The 23470-nt window shown below is 65.7% G+C and carries 22 protein-coding genes and 1 pseudogene; 12 read left to right on the forward strand and 11 right to left on the reverse strand.

Going from position 1 to position 23470, the window contains the following annotated elements; translation table 11 throughout:
- Positions 1-78 precede the first annotated feature (78 nt).
- A complete protein-coding gene (locus tag ACFQO4_RS06730) occupies positions 79-1383 on the reverse strand; it encodes a phosphoglucose isomerase-related protein (protein WP_500260158.1) in 1305 nt (434 codons plus the stop codon).
- A 124-nt stretch (positions 1384-1507) separates the two neighbouring features.
- On the opposite strand from ACFQO4_RS06730, the gene ACFQO4_RS06735 reads away from it, so the two are divergent.
- Positions 1508-2092 carry a DUF8056 family protein gene (locus tag ACFQO4_RS06735; RefSeq protein ID WP_500260159.1) on the forward strand — a complete coding sequence of 195 codons (585 nt, stop codon included), beginning with the start codon at positions 1508-1510 and terminating at the stop codon, positions 2090-2092.
- A 92-nt stretch (positions 2093-2184) separates the two neighbouring features.
- On the forward strand, positions 2185-2664 hold the full coding sequence (locus tag ACFQO4_RS06740) for a DUF5812 family protein (protein WP_500260160.1): 480 nt from the start codon (positions 2185-2187) through the stop codon (positions 2662-2664).
- Between the two features lie 261 nt (positions 2665-2925).
- Here the strand turns inward: ACFQO4_RS06740 and ACFQO4_RS06745 are convergent, their stop codons facing one another.
- A complete protein-coding gene (locus ACFQO4_RS06745; protein WP_500260161.1) occupies positions 2926-3726 on the reverse strand; it encodes an Ig-like domain-containing protein in 801 nt (266 codons plus the stop codon).
- 120 nt (positions 3727-3846) lie between these two features.
- On the opposite strand from ACFQO4_RS06745, the gene ACFQO4_RS06750 reads away from it, so the two are divergent.
- Together ACFQO4_RS06750 and ACFQO4_RS06755 are read left to right on the forward strand one after the other, a co-directional pair.
- Positions 3847-3993, forward strand: a complete 147-nt coding sequence (locus ACFQO4_RS06750; RefSeq protein WP_500260162.1) for a hypothetical protein — start codon at positions 3847-3849, stop codon at positions 3991-3993.
- Positions 3994-4130: 137 nt separating this feature from the next.
- Positions 4131-5069 carry an HFX_2341 family transcriptional regulator gene (locus ACFQO4_RS06755; protein ID WP_500260163.1) on the forward strand — a complete coding sequence of 313 codons (939 nt, stop codon included), beginning with the start codon at positions 4131-4133 and terminating at the stop codon, positions 5067-5069.
- A 5-nt stretch (positions 5070-5074) separates the two neighbouring features.
- Here the strand turns inward: ACFQO4_RS06755 and ACFQO4_RS06760 are convergent, their stop codons facing one another.
- From ACFQO4_RS06760 to ACFQO4_RS06770, 3 genes and pseudogenes are all read right to left on the reverse strand, one after another.
- A complete protein-coding gene (locus tag ACFQO4_RS06760; RefSeq protein WP_500260164.1) occupies positions 5075-5809 on the reverse strand; it encodes a Yip1 family protein in 735 nt (244 codons plus the stop codon).
- A gap of 86 nt (positions 5810-5895) precedes the next feature.
- Positions 5896-6504: a hypothetical protein gene (locus ACFQO4_RS06765; protein ID WP_500260165.1), complete on the reverse strand. Its 609-nt coding sequence runs from the start codon at positions 6502-6504 to the stop codon at positions 5896-5898.
- A 60-nt stretch (positions 6505-6564) separates the two neighbouring features.
- Positions 6565-6978, reverse strand: a pseudogene (locus ACFQO4_RS06770) (MMPL family transporter); the annotation flags it as partial.
- A gap of 301 nt (positions 6979-7279) precedes the next feature.
- Here ACFQO4_RS06770 and ACFQO4_RS06775 point away from each other — a divergent pair.
- Entirely contained in the window at positions 7280-9988 is a 2709-nt protein-coding gene (locus tag ACFQO4_RS06775) for a valine--tRNA ligase (RefSeq protein ID WP_500260166.1), read from the forward strand.
- 70 nt (positions 9989-10058) lie between these two features.
- Entirely contained in the window at positions 10059-10346 is a 288-nt protein-coding gene (locus ACFQO4_RS06780) for a DUF7344 domain-containing protein (protein ID WP_500260167.1), read from the forward strand.
- Positions 10347-10365: 19 nt separating this feature from the next.
- On the opposite strand, the gene ACFQO4_RS06785 is transcribed toward ACFQO4_RS06780, so the two are convergent.
- Entirely contained in the window at positions 10366-11061 is a 696-nt protein-coding gene (locus tag ACFQO4_RS06785; protein ID WP_500260168.1) for a DUF1405 domain-containing protein, read from the reverse strand.
- A 257-nt stretch (positions 11062-11318) separates the two neighbouring features.
- Here ACFQO4_RS06785 and ACFQO4_RS06790 point away from each other — a divergent pair, with 257 nt between their 5' ends.
- Positions 11319-11465, forward strand: a complete 147-nt coding sequence (locus tag ACFQO4_RS06790; protein ID WP_253432202.1) for a hypothetical protein — start codon at positions 11319-11321, stop codon at positions 11463-11465.
- 101 nt (positions 11466-11566) lie between these two features.
- Here ACFQO4_RS06790 and ACFQO4_RS06795 read toward each other — a convergent pair whose 3' ends face one another.
- Positions 11567-11719 carry a hypothetical protein gene (locus ACFQO4_RS06795; protein WP_500260169.1) on the reverse strand — a complete coding sequence of 51 codons (153 nt, stop codon included), beginning with the start codon at positions 11717-11719 and terminating at the stop codon, positions 11567-11569.
- 177 nt (positions 11720-11896) lie between these two features.
- Complete coding sequence (locus ACFQO4_RS06800) at positions 11897-12385, reverse strand: hypothetical protein (RefSeq protein ID WP_500260170.1); 489 nt, start codon at positions 12383-12385, stop codon at positions 11897-11899.
- A gap of 133 nt (positions 12386-12518) precedes the next feature.
- On the opposite strand from ACFQO4_RS06800, the gene ileS reads away from it, so the two are divergent.
- Complete coding sequence (ileS, locus tag ACFQO4_RS06805; protein ID WP_500260171.1) at positions 12519-15728, forward strand: isoleucine--tRNA ligase; 3210 nt, start codon at positions 12519-12521, stop codon at positions 15726-15728.
- Positions 15729-15985: 257 nt separating this feature from the next.
- Positions 15986-16786 (forward strand): 5'/3'-nucleotidase SurE, encoded by an 801-nt coding sequence (gene surE / locus ACFQO4_RS06810; RefSeq protein ID WP_500260172.1) that lies wholly within the window; start codon positions 15986-15988, stop codon positions 16784-16786.
- 92 nt (positions 16787-16878) lie between these two features.
- On the opposite strand, the gene samp2 is transcribed toward surE, so the two are convergent.
- Both samp2 and ACFQO4_RS06820 read right to left on the reverse strand, forming a co-directional pair.
- Positions 16879-17103, reverse strand: a complete 225-nt coding sequence (samp2, locus tag ACFQO4_RS06815) for a ubiquitin-like small modifier protein SAMP2 (protein WP_500260173.1) — start codon at positions 17101-17103, stop codon at positions 16879-16881.
- A gap of 54 nt (positions 17104-17157) precedes the next feature.
- Positions 17158-18249, reverse strand: coding sequence for a bactofilin family protein (locus tag ACFQO4_RS06820; protein WP_500260174.1), 1092 nt, complete (start codon positions 18247-18249; stop codon positions 17158-17160).
- A gap of 164 nt (positions 18250-18413) precedes the next feature.
- Between ACFQO4_RS06820 and ACFQO4_RS06825 the strand changes: the two genes are divergently transcribed.
- From ACFQO4_RS06825 to ACFQO4_RS06835, 3 genes are all read left to right on the forward strand, one after another.
- Entirely contained in the window at positions 18414-19442 is a 1029-nt protein-coding gene (locus tag ACFQO4_RS06825; RefSeq protein WP_500260175.1) for a replication factor C small subunit, read from the forward strand.
- A gap of 180 nt (positions 19443-19622) precedes the next feature.
- Positions 19623-20150: a hypothetical protein gene (locus tag ACFQO4_RS06830; protein ID WP_500260176.1), complete on the forward strand. Its 528-nt coding sequence runs from the start codon at positions 19623-19625 to the stop codon at positions 20148-20150.
- 138 nt (positions 20151-20288) lie between these two features.
- Positions 20289-20780: a hypothetical protein gene (locus ACFQO4_RS06835; RefSeq protein WP_500260177.1), complete on the forward strand. Its 492-nt coding sequence runs from the start codon at positions 20289-20291 to the stop codon at positions 20778-20780.
- Positions 20781-20784: 4 nt separating this feature from the next.
- Here ACFQO4_RS06835 and ACFQO4_RS06840 read toward each other — a convergent pair whose 3' ends face one another.
- Positions 20785-23394, reverse strand: a complete 2610-nt coding sequence (locus tag ACFQO4_RS06840; protein ID WP_500260178.1) for a GAF domain-containing protein — start codon at positions 23392-23394, stop codon at positions 20785-20787.
- Positions 23395-23470: the final 76 nt, after the last annotated feature.

Consider the following 23470-nt stretch of genomic DNA (forward strand, 5'->3'; position numbering starts at 1 on the left):
GTCGCCTGGTTACTGCCATCCCGACGTCGAACCATTCCCGGAGTACCGCTCGTTCCCGGAGAACCGTTCGTTCTCGAATTACCGCTCGACGCGCAGCGTCGTCTTCTCCGCGACCGCCTCGGCTTCCTCGAACTCGCCACCACCGAGCAGTCCGCGAGTGGCCTTTTTGGCCCACTCGACGGCCGGTTGGGTGAACGTGCTCACCTCGTAGAGTTCGCCCGCGAGGACGCAGGCGGCTTCCATACCGTAGAGGAGGCCGCCGAGTTCGAAGGCGTCGACCGACTCGAGTTCGACGCGGACGTTGGGGCGGCCGGCCGCAGCGAGGCTCGCCTCGGTGGCCTCGAACTCCGCCTCGAGCAACTCGCCGAGGGTGGCGTCCCCGAGGTAGGCGAGTTCGTCGACGTCGGTCGCGGGAATCTCGCGGTCGGCGGTCTCGCGCGGTGTGACGAACGTCACCAGCTTGTCGCGGGGGCCGGCCCGATAGAGCTGAAGCTGTGAGTGCTGGTCGGTGACGCCCAGCGCGCGGACGGGCGTCTGGCCCAGGTCGTCCTTGCCGAGGCTCTCGGCCCACAGCTGGGCGAACCACTCGGCATAGGTCTCGAGCGACTCCGCGTAGGGGACCATCGCGTTCATCGAGGCGCCCCGGGCGTCGAGCGCGTAGGCCGTCGCGCCGTAGGCGTAGGCCGGGCACTCGAACAGCGACCCAGACAAGGTGTCGGCTTCCGCCGCCGCCCCCTCGAGGATGGCCTCCAGGTCGTGCCCGCAAATGGCCGCGGCGACCAGGCCGACCGCCGAGAGCGCCGAGAAGCGACCGGGGACGCCGTCGGGCACGGAGACGGCGGCGAGGCCGTGGCGATCGGCGAGTGACCGCAGGGGGCCGGACTCGCCAGTCGTGACGACCGTCCGCTCGGTCCAGTCGACGCCGGCGTCCTCGAAAGCCTCGCGGACGACCAGGAAGTTCGCGAGCGTCTCAGCAGTCGTCCCCGATCGGGAGACGACGTTGATCGCGGTCGACTCGAGGGGCAGAGCCTCGAGGCGTCGGGTGATCCAGGCGGGGTCAACGTTGTCGAGATAGATCGCCTCGGTGCCGTCGCCCGCGTCGGCGAGCGCGTCCGTAATCGTCGCCGCGCCGAGCGCGCTCCCGCCGATGCCGATCGTGACGAGCGCGTCGGCGTCGGCCACGGGCTGGACGGCGGCTCGAATTTCGTCTGGATCCGTTCGCTCGGGGAGATTCAGGGCGGCGTAGCCGTGTTCGTCGTTCGCCCGTCCCGCCTCGATTCGCTCGTGCGCCGTCGCGACCCGTTCGTCCAGACGCTCGAGACTCTCTCGCGAGATGCCGGGAGAAGCGACCGACGCGAGCGCGTTGCCGATGTCGACGTCCATATCGGAGAGGCGATAGCGACCGGTAAAGGCGTTCCGTCACGCCTCGAAGCGGCGTTCGCTCCGAGCGGAGACTGGACGCTCGAGCATCGCATCCCTTATTCGCTCCGACTGCCAATCGCGGTCAATGAGCGCGTCTGACGAGTCGCCCGACTCGAGGGCTGTACCTGGCGACGAGTCAGTCGACTCCGGAGCCGCAACCGGCAACGAGACGAGCGACTCGAAGACGTACGGCGGAGTGCTCGGGGCGTTCCCGTACGCGATTCGCCAGAGCAACTCGCGGCTGTTCAGGAGCTACGTCCTCGTCGGCGGGGCCATTGCGGCAATTCTCGTGTTCGCGTTCGCCCTCTCCCTGGTTCGCGTGATCGGGGAGACGGTCGGCACGACGGCGACGCTGTCGTTCTCCCGATCGTTCGTCATCGTCGTCGGCATGGCCGTCGTCGCGCCGATCCTCGCGCCCGTCTTGCTCGTCGCCCGGCGCCACCGGCGACAGGTCGGCGACGACGTGCGGTACGACCGGCGACTCGCTGCGAGCGGCTACCTCTTCCTGGCTGCGCTGTACGTCGGCCTGATCCCGACGGTTCCCGCGGAGTTTCAGACCGAGGGCGGTCCTATAGTGGGCTTTCTGTACGGCCTCCCGCTCGCCGTCGGACTCGCCATCCCAGCGCTCGCCGGGGCTGGGATCTACGTGGTCCACCGGCTCTCCCGGTAGCCAAGAGCAGAGCAGCGCACTCGAGTCGGCTCGCGAGCGCATACCCGCGACGAGTCGAAACCCCGAAAGCCGTCGCGCTCCTCTCATCCACTATGACCGAGAAGACGGGCACCTTCGTCGTCACCCACGCCGAGGACGAGTCGGTCGTCCTCCGGGACGTCGACTCCGCGCAGGTGCACACGCTCGCCGCGAACGACGGCCTCGAGACACACGACGTACTCGAGGCGACGATCGCCCCCGAACCGCCCCTCGAGGTCGCCTGGACGCTGATCGACGTCGAGGACCGACGCCGGGTCGAACTCGTCGACAGCGACCTCGAGCCGACGACCCACTCGAAGGAGTTGGCTGCCGAGGCCGACGTCGGCGACCTCGAACAGCACGAACGGGCCGGAACGGGCGAGATCCACGTCTTTCGCGTTCCCGCCGCGCGCGTCGAGGAGGCAGCCCGCGACGTCCTCGAGGACGAAGAGACCATCGCACGGGCGGCCCGCCTCGAGGCCGTGCGCGTCGAGGTTCGTCGAGCGGTGGACGACGAGACCGGCGTGTTGAGCGTCAGGTACCTGCCAGACTGACTCGAGTGTAAAACTACAGATTTTGAAGTAGTTGTGAGTACGAGTGTTCGGATCGAAGGTGGACGCTGGCGCTGAGGGCGCTGTCGAGAGGAAAAGGCCTGGCCGTAGGGCAAAACGCTGTTGACGAGGCGCTCCCGGTGAAGGCATCGTCACGAGGACAGAACCCCCGACGCGGCGTCGAGGCCGCAGCGCCCCGATCTCGAGTCCAACCCCCACGTCCGACAGCCTTCGACGTTCGTCACGGGCCGGTTCCAGTCGTGCTCAGAACTCGCCGTACGGATCGCGCCGTTCGATCGACACCTCGCCGGTGGCCAGGACGCGAACCAATCCGCTCGTGGTCCGGTTCGGATCGACAGTCCACGTGCCGGAGGCCGTCGCCCCTTCGGCCGTCTCGATCGAAATCCCGTGATCCCCACGAGCGGCGCTCACGTTTCGAACGTGGACGGCCGATCGAGGCTCTAGGGCGACGGTTTCTTCGTACGCCGTGTCGCCCTCGTGGGTCACGGTGACGGTGACGTCGTGGGCGAGGTGGTCGAAGTTGGTGACGGCGAATCCCGACGCGGGTCTGTCCGCGTGGTCGGCCCCGAACGTTCGGTCGGCAGTCCGGTACTCGGTGGCGTCGTCGCCGATCCGAACGGCGTACTCCTCGCCGACGGACCACTCGATGGGTGGCGGTCCGTAGTCGCGGTGTTCGGGTTCCGCACCCGCCCCACATCGCGAGTAGCCGGTCGCCACGGCGAACGCGTAGACGCCGTGATCGGTTTCGGCCTCGAGGACGGCGTCGGACGCGACGTCGATTTCCCGCAGGTCGCGGCACTCGAGCGTGTTGTACGTGAACGCGTGTTCGTATCCGGAGACGTACGCAGAGACGTGCTCGGCCGTCATCTCGGCAGGTCGTTCGGGTGATTCTTCCGGACCTGGCGGGAGTGCGGGCGGATCGACCGTCGCAGGCGGGTGCGGATCGAACGCCGTCGAGTCCAGCCTACCCCCGCGGTAACCAGTCAGCGGAAGCGGAACACCGCTCCCGATTCCAGTTGCCGCGAGGAAATGACGTCGATTCACGTCGTTTGGAGAGACAGTCAGTCGATAAATAACTTCTCGCCGTTCGAGAGGTCTGGCACCACGAGTCGAAGACGTCGTCTCCGGACAAGCTACTTGGGCACGAAAGGCGAATAACGGAGCATGGACGAAGAGGGCGACGAAGCGGACGAGAACACCACGGACGAAGCTGAACTGGTGGCATGGGTCGAACAGCGACGCGGGCGCGAACTCACCGAGGAAGAGGCGAATCTGTCTCTCGCCCAGGCTCGCCTGATCGGCGAGCTGTGAGACTACCAGTCGTTCGGAACGGACGGCCGATTAGTGTTACAGACGCTGACGGCAGCTGGAGCGACAGCGACTGACCACCGCGTCGCAGCGGTCGAGAGTCTGATGGTTTTTATACTATCCGGCCACCTCTACCGCGTATGCAAACCCACATCGTCCCGGTCGGCTTCGACTACGACCGGCTGATCGCCCCACTGGTGCGCGATCAGTACGGCGTCGACCGCGTCATCCTCCTCGAGGGGGCCGTCGGGAGCGAGGCCAACGTCGAGTACTCCCGGCATCTCTCCCAGAAACTCGAGACCGACTTCCAGAACCTGCTGGGGGCGACCACCGAGCGGTTCGTCCTCGAGGACGTCTACGACTACGACGAGGCGTTCGAGCAGGCCTACGACCTGATCAACGACGAACTCGACGAGGGCAACGAAGTCTGGGTCAACATCGCTGCCATGCCCCGGACGGTGAGCTTCGCCTTTGCGACCGCTGCCCACTCCCTGATGGTCGAGCGCCAGGACGACCGCGAGCACATCCACACCTACTACACGGCCCCGGAGAAGTACCTCGAGACCGAACTGGCCGAGGAGTTACGCGAGCAGTCGGCCTTGCTCGAGGATCTGCTTGCAGGGGGAGGGGAGCCCGACGGAGGCGAATCCGCGGACGTCGTCGAGACGGAACGCGTGTCCACCCGCCTCGAGAGCGCCCAACAACTCCTCGCGGAGTTCGACGAGCGCGGGACGACCATCGGCGCGAAAGAGATCGACGGCGAGCACATCGTGGAGCTACCCGTGGCCTCCTTCTCGAACGTCAAGCCGTTCGAGGAACTCATCCTCTACAAACTCGGCGAGGACGGCGAGTTCGAGTCCGTTTCGGAGCTCGCGGAGGCCCTCTCGCGCGAACTCAACGAGGAGTACACCGACAGCTTCCGCTCGAAGGTGATCTACAACGTCGACCGACTGGGGCCGGGCGGAAAGGGCTACATCGAGCGCGAGGAGCACGGGAAGTCTTACCGGACGCGGCTGTCGCGGATCGGCGAGCTGTGGGTCCGCGCGCACTCCGATTCGGCCGCGATGTCCGAACGGTGAACGACTCAGAAGAGCGTCACGAGCGAAAAGAGACCCAGGGGGATGCCCACGCCGAGCGCTGCCGCCCCGTTCGGAATGTCGGCTTCGCTGGCGAGTCCACCGGTAAGCAGGTACCACTGCCAGCCGATCGTCACCAGGGAGGCGACCAGTAACAACGGATCGAGCGGCGCCATCGCCGCCTCCAGCGCGTCGACGCTTCGGTCGACGTCGGTGATGGTCACGTCCGAGAGCGCGACTCGGAGTCCAACGAGACCGATTGCGAGTCGAACGAACTCCGGTAGTGCGGCCCACCCTGCGAGCGACAGTACACCGGTGAACGACGGCGTCCCGCCCGCGAGGCGTCCGACGGCGTAGAGAGTTCCCGTCCCGAGCGCCCAGAGGAGGAGCGGAGCGAAGACGGCGAAGCCGAGGGAGTCGTGGACCGCCTCCTGGACGAGTTCGCCTGCGTCGCGCTCGATCGTTTCGGGTTCGCTACAGCCCTCGGTAACGAGCGAATCGGCGTCGTCTTCGTACGTCTCACAGACCATTTCGGGCGGTCGATCCGGATTGTCCATCGTGACGGTGGCGTCGATTGCGCCGGCGAGCATCGATCCGACGAGTGAGACGGCGAGGACGAGCGCGATCGTGTACAGAACCACGATTCCAACCGCGATCGGGAGGGTCGTCTTCGGCGGTCGTTCGTCGAAGAACGCAGCCGGCGACAGGAGGAGCTGTGCGAGCGGGCGGAGGGCAGGGATCATTGCGTTCCCGAATAATTAGATAAACAACAAATAAATTCCCCTTCGAGCTATCCGACTATCGAAGGAGACGGACTCGAGGGAGACGGTCAACGTCCCCGGCCGCCCTGTTCCCGGTCGCCCTCGTCGTCGCCACTGGAGGACGACTCACCGGGGCCTGCGTGGTCCGGCGGGCCGCCACTGCTGGGCGTTCCTGCGTGCGGCGGCGGGCCGTTCCCGGACGTGTCCCCAGTACCTCGTCGACCTTCCCCGCCGCTCCGTCCCTCGTCCGATCGAGCGCGTTCGCCCCGGTCCGAGTTCGCGGCTGACCGACGCTCACCACGGTCGATCTCGCGGCGTTCGTCGTCCGCAGCTTCGGATCCATAGCGTTCGTCGTCGCTCGAGGGGGAGGCATCGTCGGTTCCACGTTCGCGTCCAGTTGGATCGTCAGGTTCGTCCGGGTCGCCCGAACTACCGTTCGAACCAGGTCCCGCGTCGGTACCATCGTCGACCAGCGGCGACGTCGTCCACGAAAACGGGTCCGGGGTGGGACTGTCGTCGGCAACGTCGTCGCTCGAGTCGATCACGTCCGGCTCGAGGGCCGGGACGAGCAGGAGGGCGAGTCCGACGAAGGTGACGGCGGCGAGTACGATCGGGGCGACGAGACCGAGCGGCGACGTCGAGAATTCGCCGTCACGTTCCGGGCGGTCGTCGGGCATCAGTGATCGTCGAGAGGCGGCGAACGACCTTCGTTACGCACACCGAACTGGCGCAGGGTTTTAGGCGAAGCGCTCGAGCACCCGTTCCCGAACGACGAGCAGCGACGGGAGGACCGTCAGGCAGGCGACGAACGTGAACACGATCGCCAGCCCGGTCACCAGCCCGAATCGCTGGAGCCGCGGCGCGAGTGCGAGCGCGAGCACTCCGAATCCGGCGGCGGTCGTCGCCGCACTGCCGAGCAAGGCACCGCCCATTCCCGTCACCGTCGCCGAGAGAGCGCTCTCGAGGGTCGGGCGCTCGCGGCGTTCGGCGACGAAGCGCTCCCCGAGGTGGATGCTGTAGTCGACCCCGAGACCGATCGCGAGGCTCGTGATGACGGCCGTCTCGCTGTTGAACGGAATCTCGAGGAGCGCCATCGCGCCGAGCAGCCACGCCAGCGCGACGACGACGGGCGCGAGCGTCACGAGGCCGACCTCGACTTCGAGGGGGAGGCCCGGGCCGTTCTCCGCCCCGGCGAAACGCGAAAAGGCTAACACGCTGTGGCGACCAGTCGACGTATGGACGAGTCCGTCAGGTTCGGCGACGACGGTCCTCGAGCCGCCGTTTTTGTAGGGCCGCCTAGGCCCATCTCCTTTCCTCGTTTCGACGGATGTATTGTTCCGGACTGGAATACAGTGACCAACGACCAGTATCACCGATGTACGATCACGACACCGATTACCGGATGCGAACGGCCCAGGAGTACCGACGACGCCCCGCGCGGGCGGTGAGAGCATGAGTGCCGACGCCGACTCAGAGGGCGAAGGCGACCTCGAGGAGCAGGACCAGGATGATGACCAGGGACTCGAGGGTACCTACGACCCCGAAGCCATCGAATCCCGATGGCAAGACGCCTGGGTCGAGGCCAAAACCTACGCCTACGAGAACGAGTCGACCGATCCGAACACGGCGTACGGCATCGATACGCCCCCGCCGACGGTCTCTGGAGATATGCACATGGGGACCCTCTACGGGCATCTTCTGCAGGACTTCGCGGCGCGATTCAATAGAATGGCAAACGGTGAGGTATTATTCCCGTTCGGCTACGACGACAACGGAATCGCGAGCGAGCGGCTGACCGAAGACGAACTCGACATCCGTCACCAGGACTACAACCGTCAAGAGTTCCAGCAGCTCTGCCGGGAAGTCTGTGCTGAATACGAAGAACAGTTCACTAAGAAGATTCAATCGGCGGGTTGTTCGATCGACTGGGATCACACCTACAAGACGATCGAGCCCCGCGTCCAGCGGATCTCCCAGCTCTCCTTTATCGACCTCTACGAGAAGGGACGCGAGTACCGCAAGAAGGCGCCCGCGATCTGGTGTCCCGAGTGCGAGACGGCCATCTCGCAGGTCGAGACCGAGGACGACGAGCGGAACTCGCACTTCAACGACATCGCGTTCGAGATGGCCGGCGATAATCCGCCTCGAGAAGAGTTCGTCATCTCGACGACGCGCCCCGAACTCCTGCCGGCCTGTGTCTCCGTCTTCATCCACCCCGACGACGAGGAGAACCGGGATCTCGTGGGTGAGTCGGCCAGGATCCCCATCTTCGGCCACGAAGTGCCGATCATCGAAGACGACCGCGTCGACATGGAGAAGGGCAGCGGCGTCGTCATGTGCTGTACGTTCGGCGACCAGAACGACATCGAGTGGTACCAGGCCCACGACCTCCCACTACGGGTGGCCATCGACGAGACCGCGACGATGACCGACCTCGCGGGCGACTACGAGGGGATGGGTACCGAGGACGCTCGAGAAGCCATCGTCGAGGACCTCGAGGACGAGGGATACCTCCGTGATCGCCGCGAAATCGTCCACGACGTCGGCGTCCACGAGCGCTGTGACACCCCCGTCGAGTACCGCGTCTCCAAGCAGTGGTACGTCGAAATCCTCGACCACAAAGAGGAGTACCTCGAGGCCGGCGAGGCCATGGACTGGTACCCCGAAAAGATGTTTACCAGGTACCGTCACTGGATCGAGGGCCTCGAGTGGGACTGGCTGATCTCGCGCCAGCGCGACTCGGGCATCCCGTTCCCCGTCTGGTACTGCAGCGAGTGCGATCACCCGATCATCGCGGAGAAGGAGGATCTACCGGTCGATCCCCTGAGCGACGACCCGCCGGTCGAGCGCTGTCCCGAGTGCGGTGGTGAGGGATTCGAGGCCGAAGAGGACGTCTTCGACACGTGGGCGACCTCCTCGCTGACCCCGCTGATCAACGCCGGTTGGGACTGGGACGCCGAAGCTGAGGCCTTTACGATGGCGAACCCGGAACTCTACCCCTTCGACCTGCGCCCGCAGGGCCACGACATCATCTCGTTCTGGCTGTTCCACACCATCGTCAAGTGCTACGAGCACACCGGCGAGGTGCCATTCGATGCGACGCTGATCAACGGCCACGTCCTCGACGAGAACCGCGAGAAGATGTCCAAATCGCGGGGCAACGTCGTCGAACCCGCCGAAGTCCTCGCGGAGTACCCCGTCGATGCGGTCCGCTTCTGGGCGGCCAGCGCCGCCGTCGGCGACGACTTCCCCTACCAGGACCAGGATATCGTCGCCGGCGAGAAGCTCCTGCGCAAACTCTGGAACGCCTCGAAACTCGTCGACTCCCTCGCGCCTGCCGAACCCGAAGAGCCCGCGGAACTCGAGGCGATCGACCGCTGGCTGCTGGCGGAACTCGACGCCACCGTCGAGATGCTCACCGAGCACTTCGAGAACTACGAGTTCGCCAAAGCCCGCAACCACCTGCGGACGTTCTTCTGGAACACGTTCTGCGACGACTACCTCGAGATCGCCAAAACGCGGGCGGACAGCGCCTCGACGCAGTACGCGCTGCGAACGGCTCACCGAACCTTCCTCCTGCTCTGGGCGCCCATCCTCCCCCACGCTACCGAGGAGATCTGGCAGGCGGTGTATGCCTCGAGCGACGAGGCGACGGACGAGGACGACCTCGACAGCGTCCACACCGAGGACTGGCCCGTCTCACAGGGCCACGAGGCCGACCTCGAGGCCGGCGAGACCGCGATGGAGGTCATCTCCGCACTCCGGCGGTACAAGTCCGAGCGCCAACTACCCCTGAACGCCAGCCTCGACAGCGTGGCCGTCTACGGCCCCATCGAGGGCTTCGCGGACGCGATCCAGGACGTGAGCCACGTCCGGTCGCTCGAGTCCCTCGAGCAACCGCCGGAGATCACCACCGAGGTGGCGTCGATCGACCTCGACTACGCAACCCTCGGCCCGAAGTACGGCGCGAAAGTCGGCGAGATCGACGCGGCCATCGACGCGGGCGAGTACGAGATCGAAGACGAGACGCTCGCCGTCGCCGGCGAGGAACTCGAGGCCGACCTGTTCGAGGTCGACCTCGAGCGAACCTACTCGGGCGACGGTGAGATGATCGAGACGGAGTCGGCGGTCGTCATCGTCGACGACGAGCGGGCGGACTGAGTCCGTCGGATTTCTCGCGCTCCGTCCGAGGTCCCGCGAGTCGTTCGACGCCCAGGACTCCCAGACGGTCGTGGAAATCGAGCACGTTGGCTATATACGTTCACTGGTAAGAACGACGAGAGCGACGGGTGCACACACTGCGCCGCTCGAGCAGCTCGCCGACGCCGTCGCCGTCCACGAGGGCGGTCGATCGCCGGATCGACTCGAGCGCGTCGCCACCGCGTTACACCACGCCCACCTGCCGAAACTGGCCGACGCCAACGTCGTCACCTACGACCGCGAAATCAGCCGCGTGGAACGACTGCCGGCCGCCGCACAGCTCGACCCGTTCCTCGAGTTGGTCGACGACGAGTACTAGCTGACTGCCGTTTTTCCGTTCACTGGGCCGCGGCCTGCCGCGCCGTTTCGCACAGTTTCGCACGCGTCGCCAGCGCCAGAAACAGCGCCAGCAGCGTGACAGTTACCTCACCAGCGCCGATGATGCCCAGCGCGTCAGCCCCGAGGTACATCGGTTCCGTTCGCTCGAGCGGGATCGCCGTGTGGTGGAGGTCGCCAACGACGGGGACGAAGTAATCCAGGACGAGGTTGACGCCGTAGTACGCGAGCGCGACGGCGATGGCCCAGACGGGAAAGTCAGTAATTCGGTGGAGGACGAACGCCTGGACGACCATCGCGAGGTGGCTCCAGAAGAGGAAGTGGAACATCAACGGGTCGAGGTAGCTGTAAGCGTCCCAGAAGGCGAGCAGCGTGTAGGGCGTCCAGAGTCCGAGGATGATGTTTCCGAAGAAGGCGATGGCGGTGAGCCAGGGCTGTTCGTAACCGAGTTTCCAGGCGCCGATAGCCAGTGCGATGGCCAGCGTTGCCAGTGGGCTATCGGGAACGAACGGCCACATAACGGGCGACGTCGACAGGAGCTGGGCCTGATAGTACCAGAACCCGAAGACCGTCCCCGCGAGGTTGATCGCGACCACGAGCCACGCGAACCGGAGCCCCAGGTCCTCGAGCGCCGTCGGCACCGGCGCCAGGTATCGCGGGAGCGGCTGGCGGTCGGCCACTCGCGTGTGTGCTGTCATCGCTACCGACCACGAAGACGGGGTGCAAAACGATAGCGGTCCGTCCCTTCGGTGTCCGAACCCGTCGACTGCTCGCTCGAATCGAGCGCCCGGTCGTCGAACGGAGTGCAGTTACGTCGGGACGACGGTATAGTGGGACGACGGCACAACGGTGAAACGGCGGAGACGGCGGTACGGCAGAACGGTGGGCGAGGTATGGCGGAGACGACAGGAGCGCGTGCGAGTCCTTTATGTGCCCGCCGTCTGAATATCAACCAATGAAATCCGATGGATCGTCAATGGCTGGCGAGGATCGAACGTTCACCCGCGAGATCATGTTCGTCATGCTCCTGTGGATCGTCGCCGTCGTCGCCGCCGGTATCGTCCTGATCCTCTTCCGAGACGTGCTGACCGGCCTGTTCTGAGGCGACTCACATCCGACGCAACGCGCCTCGAGGGCAGACTCGACGAGTCGAGGGCCCTGTCATCGGCTTCCTTCGTCGATCACCGATCAGCCCTCGAGCGATCAGAGCATTCGATACCGGAACGAGAGGTAGACGATCACGAAGACGAACGCGCTCGCGAAGAGGTACTCGCCGGTCGTAATCGCGTAGACGAGCGCCCCCGCGTTGAGCGCGATGCCGAAGAGGTAGACCGGTCCCAGCCGATCGGTGTTCATACGCCTCTCACCCGACGGGGTGGCTCGAGTCGGTCGGTCACCAGTCTGTCGACGGTCATCATCGCTCTCTCGAGAGGCCAGAGACCTCAATCCGTCGGTCGGCGGCCACCGAGAGCGCCGGACCAACCGGTGTAGCTGTGCCAGCGGCGAGCCGAGCAGGTCCCTGCCCGTCCGTGGTCATCGGTCACCGGTTCCACTCGAGGCCAGGGAAACCTCGAAGACGCCGGCGATCAGGCCCGCCAGCCCCAGTAGAAGCAGGCCGGCGAGGCCGGTGACGACGACGGGTTCGCGTTGCGACGTCGTCAGGAGAATCGAAACGGCGAGGAGCGTAGAGAGCGCGCCCACGACGCCGAGAGCGCCGGCGACGCCGGGGCGCACCCACGCGAGGCCGGAATCGGGAACCCAAGCGCGACCACGAACGAGAGACGCGACCGCCGCCCCCGTGAGTCCGAGCACGAGAACGTAGGCGACAAACAGGATCGAGGAAGTGGCGTCCGCGAACTCGACGGCGACGGCCTCCTCGAGGACGCCGAACCCCACCAGGATGAGGTAGCCTGGGATCTGCAGGGGCTGAAACGACGTCGAGAGGGCGAGGGCGTACAGACCGCCGAAGACGACCGTCGGGACGACGGCGTCGCGAACGAACGTGCGTTGGCGTGCGTGCATCGGTTACGTGTGCGCTCTCCGACAGCAAAGGTGTACTGTCCGCTCCTCGCCCGAGCGTCCCTCACGGTTCCGATCCGGCAGATCAGTCTGCCCAACCGATTCCTCTTTACTCCCGGAGTGATTCACCACGGGTATGAGCCGGTTCGAGGAGGTGGACGACCAGTACGATCCCCACGCACTCGAGGAGCGCGTGTTCGACTACTGGGACGAGGTCGACGCCTACGAGCGAACGAAGCAGCATCGCGCCGACGGCGAGTCGTTCTTCTTCGTCGACGGCCCGCCGTACACCTCCGGGGCGGCCCACATGGGCACGACCTGGAACAAGAGTCTCAAAGATCTCTACATCCGCTTCAAGCGGATGCAGGGGTACGACGTCACCGACCGGCCGGGCTACGACATGCACGGCCTGCCCATCGAGACGAAAGTCGAGGAGGAACTCGGCTTCGAGAACAAGAAGGACATCGAGGCCTACGGCGAGGAGAACTTCATCGAGGCGTGCAAGGAGTACGCCGACGAGCAACTCGAGGGCCTGCAGTCGGACTTCAAGTCCTTCGGCGTCTGGATGGACTGGGACGATCCCTACAAGACGGTGAATCCCGAGTACATGGAGGCCGCCTGGTGGGGCTTTTCGAAGGCCGCCGAGCGCGGGCTGGTCGAGCAGGGTCAGCGCTCCATCTCGCAGTGTCCCCGGTGTGAAACCGGCCTCGCGAACAACGAGGTTGAGTACGAAGACGTCGAGGATCCCTCGATCTACGTGAAATTCGATCTCGCCGATCGCGAGGGATCGATCGTCATCTGGACGACCACCCCGTGGACCATCCCCGCGAACGCCTTCACTGCGGTCGATCCGGACCTCGAGTACGTGGGCGTTCGCGCCGAACGAGAGGGCGAGAGCGAGGTTCTCTACGTCGCCGAGGCCTGCCTCGAGGGCGTCCTGAAGAAGGGGCGCTACGAGGACTACGAGATCCTCGAGGAACTCACCGGCGAGGAGATGATCGGCTGGGAGTACGAACACCCCCTCGCCGAGGAGGTGCCCGACCACGCGAGCCACGAGGGCGCCCACCAGGTGTACGCCGCGGACTACGTCGAGGCCGACCGCACGGGACTCGTCCACTCCGCGCCCGGCCACGGTGAGGAGGACTTTACCCGAGGACGGGAACTCGGCTTCCCGATCTTCTGTCCCGTCGGCAGCGACGGCGTCTACACCGAGGAAGGCGGGAAGTACGCGGGCCAGTTCGTCAAGGAGGCCGACGAGGAGATCACCGCCGACCTCGAGGCAAACGGCGCCCTCCTCGCCTCGGAGACGGTCACCCACAGCTACGGCCACTGCTGGCGCTGTGACACCGGCATCATCCAGATCGTCACCGACCAGTGGTTCATCACGATCACGGACGTCAAGGACGAACTCCTCGAGAACATCGAGGACAGCGAGTGGTTCCCGGACTGGGCCCGCGACAACCGGTTCCGTGACTTCGTCGAGGACGCCCCCGACTGGAACGTCTCCCGCCAGCGCTACTGGGGCATCCCGATCCCGATCTGGACGCCTGAGGGACGGGACGACGGCGAGGACATGATCGTCGTCAGCACCCGCGAGGAACTCGCCGAGCGCGTCGACCAGGATGTCGATCCCGAAACAGTAGACCTCCACAAGGACGTCGTCGACGACCTCACGATCACCGAGGACGGGACGACTTACACCCGCGTGCCCGACGTCTTCGACGTCTGGCTCGACTCCTCAGTGGCGTCGTGGGGTACCCTCAACTTCCCCGGTGAGCAGGAGGAATTCGACGAACTCTGGCCCGCCGACTTCATCCTCGAGGCCCACGACCAGACGCGGGGCTGGTTCTGGTCCCAACTGGGGATGGGCACCGCCGCGATGGGCGAAATTCCCTACGACAAGGTGCTGATGCACGGCCACGCGCTGGACGAGGACGGCCGGAAGATGTCCAAATCGGTCGGGAACGTCGTCGAACCCCAGGAAGCGATCGAGCGCCACGGCTCCGACGCGATGCGGATGTTCCTGCTCTCGGCGAACCCGCAGGGCGAGGACATGCGCTTCTCGTGGGACGGCATGCGGACGATGGCGAACCACCTCCGGACGCTCTGGAACGTGTTCCGGTTCCCGCTGCCGTACATGCGACTGGACGGGTTCGATCCGAGCGAGACGGGGCTGGACGAGGTCGATTCGGACCTCGAGCTGGTCGACGAGTGGGTCCTCGCCCGCCTCCAGTCCACGAAGGACGAGATGACCGAGCACCTCGAGCAGTTCCGCCAGGACCGGGCACTCGAGACGCTGCTCGAGTTCCTCGTCGAGGACGTCTCCCGGTTCTACGTTCAGGCGGTCCGCGAGCGCATGTGGGACGAATCGGACAGCCCCTCGAAGGCGGCCGCGTACGCGACGATCTACCGCGTTCTCCGCGAGGTCGTGGTGCTGCTCGCACCCTACGCGCCGTTCGTCACCGAGGAGATCTACGGCACCCTCACGGGCGACGACGGCCACCCGACGGTCCACATGGAGGACTGGCCCGCGGTCGAGGAGTACTGGGCCGATCCCGAACTCGAGACCGACGTGGCCTACGTCCGCGCCATCGAGGAGGCGGGGGCGAACGCCCGCCAGCAGGCCGGGCGAAAGCTCCGCTGGCCCGTCCCGCGCGTGGTCGTCGCCGCAGACGACGAACGCGCCGTCGAGGCCGTCGAGCGCCACGAGTCCCTCGTGGCCGATCGGCTCAACGCCCGCGCGGTTGAGCTCGTCGGCCCCGGCCAGCAGTGGGGCGAACTCGCCTACAGCGCCGAGGCGGACATGAGCGAACTCGGCCCCGCCTTCGGCGGCCGCGCCGGCGAAGTCATGAACGCGCTCAACGAAGCCCGGATCGAAGAGCCGAGCCTCGAGGCGCTCGAGGCGGCCGTCTCGGACGCACTGGAGGGCGAGGAACTGACCGAGGAGATGGTCTCGTTCGTCACCCAGACGCCCGACGACGTGGCCGGTACCGCGTTCGGCCTCGACGGCGACGACAAGGGCGTCGTCTACGTCGACGCCTCGCTCACCGACGACATCGAGAGCGAGGGCTACGCCCGTGAGGTCATCCGACGCGTCCAGGAAATGCGCAAAGAACTCGACCTGGACGTCGAGGAGCGCATCGCGCTCGAGATCGAGATCGAGGACGACCGCGTGTCCGACCTCGTCCGCCAGCGCGAGGACCTGATCCGCGAGGAGGTCCGCGCCGAGGCGCTTCGAGCGGTCGAGGCGGACGGCCCCGACGCCTACCAGAAGACGTGGGACGTCGAGGGTGTGAGGATGGAGTTGGCGCTCGAGCCGGTTGCGGCGGCGGAAGCGTCGGACTGAGCAGCTCGGGAGCGATCTCGGACACGGAACGCGAGCGGAAGCGAGCGTTCCGCCTTTTTGGGCCAGATTTTTGCGCGAGTGGTGAGAACGCACCACGTTTGAACCCGAGTGGAAAAAGGTGGGTGTCGACGATGGATCTGGCGCTCGAGCCAGTGGCGGCCGCGGAAGCGTCGAACTGAGCGACTCGAGGCCTACTATCGCCGGTCGTATCCGACGGCTAACGAAAGCTGATAGTCGTGGCGAGCGAAGGATCGTTCATGTCCGCCCGACCGGCCGTGTTGCTGACGAACGACGACGGGATCGAGGCGACGGGAATCCGGGCGCTCTACGACGCCCTCGAGCCCGTCGCGGACGTGACGATGGTCGCACCCGCCACCGACCGGAGCGGCATGTCCCGGAGCGACTCCAGGGCGTTCACCGTCGAGGAGCGAGCGGAGGGCTACGCCGTCGACGGCACCCCGGTCGACTGCGTCCACTTCGCCCGGGGCAAACTCGAGCGGGAGTTCGACGTCGTCGTCTCCGGCTGTAACGACAGCCCGAACCTCGGCGCGCACAAGATCGAGCGCTCGGGGACGGTCTGTGCGGCCATCGAGGCCGGCTTCCTCGGCCTGCCGGGAATCGCCCTCTCGCTGTACGACTCCGTGACGGGGAGCCGCGAGTTCGTCCGCGACGAGTACGCCGACGCCGAGCGGATCACCCGATACCTGGTCCGGGAAACTCTCGAACTCGGCGACCGACGGCCGTTCGACTACCTCAACGTCAACGTGCCCGCCGGCGAGTCCGACCCGCGGATCAGGATCACGGAGCCGACCTACCACTTCGACGTGCGGATCGACGAGCGGCCGGACGGCACCTACCGCGCCTGGGATCACTTCTACGACCCGCTGGACCCGAGCGTGGACGTCGATCTGACCGATCCCGTCGGCACCGATCGCCGGGCCGTCGCCGACGGCGAAGTGTCGATCACGCCGCTGTTCGTCGACCACCGGACGCCTGAACCCGACGCGCTCGAGTCGCTGGCGAGCGGCTACTCGAGCGACGGTGAGGGACGTCGCTAGGCGGTTCGATCGGTCGCCTGACCCTCGCAAGAAATACTATAGAAAGTATAGTAATACTTCGAGAGAGCGAACTCTCGAGCCAGTGATCCAAACTACCCGCCCTTGATCAACCGCAGGACGGTCATCGTCTCGGCGTCGATCGGCTGATCTTCGGGTACCGGGCGACCGTCGACGAGGACGCTCACCTCGTGGGGGCTGAGGTCCACGGCGGCGAGAGCGTCGGCGTAGGTGGGGACGTCGCCGTCGTACTCGAGGGCCGCGAACTCGAGTTCTCTCGTCCCCTCGCCTTTGACGTCGACAGTTACGCGGTCAGGCATTCGTGTTCGGCTCGAGGTTGCCGGTGCGAGCACTTGAGCGCGTCGCTCGCGTTCTCACGCGGTGGCGTCGCCGGGCTCCGGGTGACCGGTGTCGGTGGTCGATTGTCTGACCCGACGGCGGTGAGCGAGCAGCCCACCGACGAGCGCCCCAAGGCCGAGGAGCGTGATCAGCAGGTTCAGGAACCAGCCGACGAACGGTACCAGCCCGACGAGGGCGCCGGCGACCAGGCCGACCACCAGCGCGAGCCAGCGGTTGTGGACGTCCGCGAACGAGAGCGCCCACGCGGCGACGGCGAATCGGCCGTAGACAACCCCGATCCAGACGAGGAAAGCGAACGCCAGCGCTCCCACGAGCGAGAGCGGAATGCCGATCACGGTCAGCGCGACGGCGATCAGGAGAATCGGGACGCCGATCAGCACCGCGAGTCCGATCAACCCCGTTCGCACTGGCTCAGCCGCGACTCGAGCGGCGACTCCGTCCGAAAACCGAGGGAAGAGCGACAGCAGGACCGCCCCCAGCAGCAAGTTCGCCGCCAGCGCGTAGGCGGCTGCGATCCACGAGGCCAGGGGGAGGACCACGGGTGCGAGATCGACGCCGAGGCTCGAGTCCCGGGTAATCTCGCCCGCGACGGCGCCAGTGTTGCCCTGTAGGTCGCCGTCGTACCGGAGATCGCCCTCGACGGCCGCCGACTCCCCGAGGGTGATCGTTTCGGCGCCGATCGTCGCGTCGCCCGCAATCGTCCCGTCGATGGTCACCGTCCCAGCGCCGACCTCGAGGGAGCCATCCACGATGCCGCTCTCGCCGATCTCGAGGGTACCCGCGGCGCCGGCGATGCTGCCACCGACGTGCCCGTCTATCTGGACCGTCCCGCCGACCGCATTGACGTCCCCGCGAACCTCGCCGCGCTCGGCGACGATCACGTTTCCGGAGACCGCGTTCACGTCGCCCGTGACGGTCCCTTCGACGACCACGTTCCCCGAGATGGCGTTGACCTCGTCGACAGTTTCGTCCTCGGCGACGACGACGTTGCCGCCGACCCCGTTTTCGGACTGCGCCAGCGCCACGCCGGGTACGAGCGCGAGGACGAGCAGCGTCGCGATGGCGACAACGACGATACGAGTCGACAATTGAGATTTAGTTGACATATTACCAGTAGCTAGTACGCCATGCTCGACGATAAAACACCACTGCAGGTCCCGTTGGCGGAGCCGATTGAGGTCGCCGTCTCTCCTCCCGAGTGGCGCGATCGCGTCGCCAGCGCAAACACCGCTTCGGTCGTTTTATTGCCGGCGCTCCCCTCGTCGGGGACATGAGTGAAGACGAGTCCGAGTCGTCGTCTGGCGACGCCGAGTCGACCGGCCAGACGGCAGGCCAGGCGGAGTCCGTCGCCGGGCGAACCGAGGTCTGGATCGAGAAGTACCGGCCAGAGACGCTAGACGAGATTAAAGGCCACCAGAACATCGTGCCCCGACTGGTAAGCTACGTCGAGCAAAACGATCTCCCCAATCTCATGTTCTCGGGGCCGGCCGGCACCGGCAAGACCACCGCAGCCCAGGCTGTCGCCCGCGAACTCTACGGCGAGGACTGGCGGGAGAACTTCCTCGAGTTGAACGCCTCCGACGAGCGCGGGATCGACGTCGTCAGGGATCGAATCAAGAACTTCGCGCGCTCGAGTTTCGGCGGCTACAACTACCGCATCATCTTCCTGGACGAGGCCGACGCGCTGACGAGCGACGCCCAGTCCGCCCTTCGCCGGACGATGGAGCAGTTCTCCCACAACACCCGCTTCATCCTCTCGTGTAACTACTCGAGCCAGATCATCGACCCGATCCAGTCTCGCTGCGCCGTCTTCCGCTTCACGGAACTCTCCGATGACGCCGTCGAGACACAGGTGCGCGAAATCGCCGACGCGGAGGGCATCGAGGTGACCGACGACGGCGTCGACGCGCTCGTCTACGCCGCCGCGGGCGACATGCGCAAGGCGATCAACGGCCTGCAGGCCGCCGCCGTCATGGGCGACACCGTCGACGAGGAGGGCGTCTTCGCGATCACCGCGACCGCCCGCCCCGAGGAGGTCGAGGAGATGGTCGAGAAGGCCATCGCCGGCGACTTCACGGCGGCCAGGGCGACCCTCGACTCGCTGCTCACCGACCGCGGCCTGGCCGGCGGCGACGTGATCGATCAGCTCCATCGATCGGCCTGGGAGTTCGACCTGGAGGAACTCGCCACGGTGCGCCTGCTCGAACGCCTCGGCGAAGTGGACTACCGCATCACGGAGGGGGCGAACGAACGGTTGCAACTCGAGGCGATGCTGGCGTCGCTGGCGCTCGAGGAGTGATTACCGTTCCCTGGAACACCTTCGTCGGAATCGACCTGCTCAGCGGAGGGAAGTTAAGGACGATCCGTGGGTGGACGCCGTATCGACTGTCGGACTCGGTCGCTGGTCGGATGCAGGAGACCGACGGCGAATTCGATTCGTGGATGAATTCACGAGAGGTGCTACCCCGCCATTTTATGCGTGGGTGAGGAGAAAGTACTTAAAGATGCCATTTCGAGTGAGCGTATGGATCGTAGACAGGTACTGGCGGTCTGTTGCAGCGGCGCATTAACGCCGGTCGTCGGTTGTCTTGATCGGGATACCAGTACCGCCAGCGACGATCCTCGAGAGACGGATACTAACACAGTGGGTGCTCTCGAGAGCGACCAGATGAGAGCAGTGTACGCGCTTCTCGTTACTGAGGCCCCATCTGAAGCAGACGTTACACGATCGACGCACGAAGCAATCGCAGACAATTCGGTGTTGGACGAGATCCTCTCACGGTCAGTGGAGTCGGGGAGGGACTTTCCAACCGAAAAGCGAGCGAGCGGGGAGTACGAAGTCGTGACGATCGATACCAATGAGATGGACCGAGAGAAACTGTACGACGCCGCTGTCTCTCTCGAGAGACTTCCCACGTACGACGAGGATTCGACAGAACACCCGTTGGGAAGGTACGTCGAGCACGAAGGTCAGCTACTCGTGTTCGGGTACGGGGTCGACGATTAGGTCCGTTCCCGGAATCCCGAATATCGGAGCGGCCAGTGCTGGCGTCGCTGGCGCTCGAGGAAACGTTCGCGGGGAGAGCGAACGAGAACGAGGGAACGCCTCGGAACGATTTAGTCGACGACAGTTCTATCATCGAACATGGTAGTCGACCCCGGCGCCGCAATCGTCGGCCTCGTCGGCGTCGGCTGTCCCGCCCTCGCCCTGGCGACCCTGCGCCACGGCAGCTGGATCCGTCTCGCGTACAGAACGGATCCCGCCGACGATACCGACGCTCGAGCGAACGCGCTCGTGATGAGTGCTGTTGGAGCCTCGATGCTCGCGCTCGCGCTCGCGGTCGACCTCGAGCTCCCCGAACGCGCCGTCGGAACCGCCGCGATCCTCGGAACGAGCGCGCTCTGTTTTGGACTTGGCTGGGCGGTCCGACGCTACGACCGCCGGGACCTGCTGACGACGCCGAACGTCGACCGCGAAACCGGAAAGCGACTCGGAACCGCCGTGATGCTCTGTGGCGTGTTGGTCCTCCCGCTCGCGGGGGCCGTCTGGATCGAGGTCGACGCCGGACTCGTGGTTCTGCTGGCTGCCGGCTCGAGTCTCGCGTCGTTGCTGGCGATCGGGATCGCCTACCGGTAGCCCGTCAGGGCGACGGGTCGCTGCCCTCGGCTGGTGACTCGAGGTCGGAGCGTGGGCGACGATGGCGGTGGTCGACGGCGGGATCGGCAGAATCGGCAACGGACCCTCCGTCCGAACCGTGCTCCTCATCTTCGGGCGACCCCTCCCGGAACTCGAACCGCGCACCGCCCGCGTCGCTGTCGGTAATCTCGACGATCCAGCCGTGAGCGCGAGCGATCTGGTCGACGATGTTCAGTCCGAAGCCGGTCCCGCCGCTGGCGGTCGTGTACCCCGTTTCGAACACCGACTGGCGCGCATCCGATGGAATTCCGACGCCGTCGTCGGCGACGAAGAAGCCGTCCTCGAGGGCACCGACGGTAATGGTCAGGTCGCTCGCGTCGCCGTTTCGTTCCCCGCTGGATTCGCTCGAGCCGTGTTCCACCGAATTTCGAAACAGGTTCTCGAGCGCTTCCCGAAGTCGCGCCCGGTCGGCCTCGAGCGACTGGTTCTCACCGAGTTGCAGCGTCGCCCCGTCGGTGTCGACTGCCGACCAGGCCTTCGTCGCCACCGCGTGGACCTCGAGGGGTTCGGTGTCGTCGATCACGTCGCCGCGTCGCGAGAGCGTGAGCAGTCGTTCGATGAGTTCGTCCATCCGATCGAGTGCGTTGTCGATCTCCTCGAGATGGGACTGATCGCCAGTCTCGCCGAGCAACTCGAGGTAGCCCTGGGCGACGTTGAGCGGGTTCCGGAGGTCGTGGCTGACGATGCTGGCGAACTCGTCTAAGCGCTCGTTCTTCGCCGTAAGCGCGCGTTCGTGGCGCTTCTGGTCGGTGATGTCGGTATAGATGGCGTACCCCTCGACGCTTCGTTCGCCGGCGGTGAGCGGGACGACGTTGACCAGGAAGTCCCGAACGTCGGTCGCGGTTCGCCGCCGCGTGACCACGCGCAGGGTTTCGCCGGCGAACAGCGCCTCGTTGAGCCGGCGCGCTTCGTCCTCGTACCCCGACGGGATGATGTAGTCGTCGACGTCCTCGTGCAGAACGGTATCGGTGTCGAAGCCGAAGACCTCCTCGAATCGGTCGTTGACCGCCTGGACGGTCGGTTCGCCGTCCGAGAGGTGGTACTGGACGGCAGGGTCGGGAACGTTGTCGAACAGCGCCGAGAGCCGATCCCGTTCCTCGACGAGGCTGGCTTCGGCCCGCGCCCTGCCGATGGCTTCGGTCACGTGGGCACACAGGAGCTCCGCCAGCTCGAGGTCGATGTCGTCGAAGGCGTGTGATTGCTCGGAGACTGCCTGGAAGACGCCGTACTCCCCGAGGGGCACGGTCATAGCCGACTTGAATCGTTCCAGGCCCTCGATTTCCGGGTCCTCGATCATGACTTCGTCGATGACCGACGGCTCGCCCCGTTGGTAGGTCTCGCCGACGATTCCGTGGTCGAGGGGGACGCGCCTGGCCAATCGCTCGTCCATCGTGTCCGAGTAGGCTTCGGGGACGAGTTCCTCGGTCTCGAGGTCCGCCGAGAGGAAGACGCAGATGTCGAGTTCGAGCACCGTCTCCGTCGTCTCGAGAGCGCGCTCGTAGACCGCCGCCTCGTCTGTCGAACCGACGATTTTAGTCGTCCCCTCGTGGAGCCTGGTCAGGCGCTCCCGCCGTTCGCGCAACGTCTCTGCAACGCGGAGGCGACTGAGCGTCTGGGCGACGTACGTCACGAGCAACTCGGCGAACTCGAGGTCCGATTCGTCGTAGGCGCGTTCGTCGGTCGAGATCGCCTGAAAGACGCCGAACTCTTCGATCGGGACGCTAATTGCCGATCCGTAGCCGTCCTCGTGCGGGCGGGCGTCGGGGTGATCCGCCACCTCCTCGAGCAGGAACGAGCGTTGTTCCCGGTAGGTCTTGCCGAGGATCCCCTCCGAGAGATCGTGTGCTCGCGAGATGTCGTCGAATTCGTCCGAGCCGGCGCGAATCACCAGCTTCGTCTCGCCGTCTCGCTCTTCGGCGAGCGAGATCGACGATGCGTCGAATCCGAGGATGGCTTCGGCCGACTCGATGGCGAGGTCGAGGAGGCGTTCCTCAGAGCGACACGCGACGAGACGAGTGGTCATCCGGTGAAGGCGAGCGACCTTCGGGCGGTCGCCACTTTCGTCCACTGTAGCGGTCGCTGTCGATTGTCCCGACTGCCGTCTGCACTGCCAGTCGATCTCGTCGGCCAGGTGAACCACCGAGTCGTCGGTCCGACGAACGAACCCGTCAACGCCCTCGAGGGCGTGGATCGATGTGGAATCGACGCGTGAGTCGGCGGTGAGGTCGTGGGTAGGATCGGTGTCGGGACCGTTGTCGGGATCGGCAGCAGAGACACGGTCGGGATTGCCGTAATAGATGAGCGGCGTTCCGCTACAGGCAGCGGCGACGGCTTCGATCGGCGGCGCGTCACCGGTCGCGTCCTCCGCGAAGACGACGCAGTCGGCAGCGGCGACGCGCTCGTCGAGGGCTTCGATCGAGTCGACGCACTCGACGGACGACCGCGGCGCCACCCGCTCGAGTTGGCGTTCGAGTTCGAGAACGCCTTCGGACCAGGTCGTATCGGCCGACGGCCCGGCATTGGGAGCAGTTACGTAGAGGACGGTATCGGTCATGGCTGGTGAGGCGGAACGCTGGAAACGACGCTCGAGTTACCGTAGAATGGGCGATATCTAACATATATCTGTGGGT

This window comes from Saliphagus sp. GCM10025334, assembly GCF_042663485.1.
GTDB lineage: Archaea > Halobacteriota > Halobacteria > Halobacteriales > Natrialbaceae > Natronosalvus.